Raw genomic sequence first — 1,316 nt, forward strand, 5'->3', positions numbered from 1 at the left:
GCCACCGCTATCCCCACGAGTTCTCCGGCGGACAACGCCAACGCATCTGCATCGCCCGTGCCCTCGCCGTCGAGCCCGAAGTGCTCGTCTGCGACGAGCCGCTCTCGGCGCTTGACGTCTCGGTCCAGGGCCAGATCCTCGAACTCTTCCGGGACCTACGCGACCGGCTCGGCCTGTCATACGTCTTCATCTCGCACGACCTCGCCGTGGTGCGCAGCATCGCCGACCGCGTCGCCGTCATGTACCTGGGACGCGTCGTCGAGCAGGGACCGACCGAGCGGGTGTACGACAACCCGCAACACCCCTACACACAGGCGTTACTGTCCTCCGCTCCCGTCGCCGACCCGAGCGCCCGGGACGAGTCGCGCCGCATCGTCCTGACCGGCGAGGTACCCAGCCCCGCGAACCCACCGACCGGGTGCACCTTCCGCACCCGGTGCTGGCGTGCCGTCGAGGCCTGCGCCACGGACCGGCCACCGCTCGAAACGGTCGGGCCCGAGCACCGGGCCGCCTGCATCCGCGTCCACGAGGCGGTACCAAAGTCATGAGCGCCGACCCTTCCGGACTGGCCATCATCAACGCAGGAATCTTCGACGGCGAATCCGCCGAGCTGCTCGACGGGCCGGTCGTGATTCGGGACGGCCACATCGAGAGCATCGGTGGCCTTGTCCGGCCAAGTGACGAGATCATCGACGCTCGGGGCGGGACGGTGTTGCCGGGACTCATCGACGCTCACTGCCATCCCTACGGAATCAGCCTCGACATGCTCGACACGGAGGCAATCCATCTCAGCTATGTCGCGCTCGTGGCGAGCGCCAGACTGAGCAGCGCCCTGGGGCGAGGCTTCACCACCATCCGCGATGTCGCCGGCGGAGATGCAGGCATCGCCCGCGCGATCCGCGAGGGCTTGCTCAGCTCACCCCGCTACCTGTTCACCGGTGCGGCGCTCAGCCAGACCGGCGGGCACGGAGACGGCCGTCCCCAGCACTGGCACACCTGCCCATGCGACGGGCGCAACGTCGAGGTCGTCGACGGGGTGGACCCGTTGCGGGTCGCGGTCCGGGAACGCTTCCGGCAGGGTGCGCACGCAATCAAGATCATGACCTCCGGAGGCGTGATCTCGCTGACCGACCCGATCCGGATCCCTCAGTACTCGGCCGAGGAGATCCGCGCCGTAACCGGGGAGGCGACCCGCCGGGGCAGCTACGTGGCGGCGCACGCCTACTCCGCCGAGGCGATCGTGCACTCGGTGCGCAACGGGGTGCGCTCGATCGAGCACGGCAACCTGCTCGATGCCGCATCGGCGGCCGCGATGG

At 69.2% G+C, this 1,316-nt stretch carries 2 protein-coding genes; both read left to right on the forward strand.

Annotated features, from left to right (window positions below):
* Window positions 1–548 (forward strand): oligopeptide/dipeptide ABC transporter ATP-binding protein (locus tag N864_RS22295; RefSeq protein WP_034722743.1); only part of this gene is annotated, 548 nt, incomplete at its 5' end.
* Window positions 545–1,316, forward strand: a 772-nt coding sequence (locus N864_RS22300) for an amidohydrolase family protein (RefSeq protein WP_034722745.1), incomplete at its 3' end; no start/stop codon positions are given. The genes N864_RS22295 and N864_RS22300, both read left to right, overlap by 4 nt.

This window comes from Intrasporangium chromatireducens Q5-1 (assembly GCF_000576575.1).
In the GTDB taxonomy this organism is placed as follows: Bacteria; Actinomycetota; Actinomycetes; order Actinomycetales; family Dermatophilaceae; genus Intrasporangium_A; species Intrasporangium_A chromatireducens.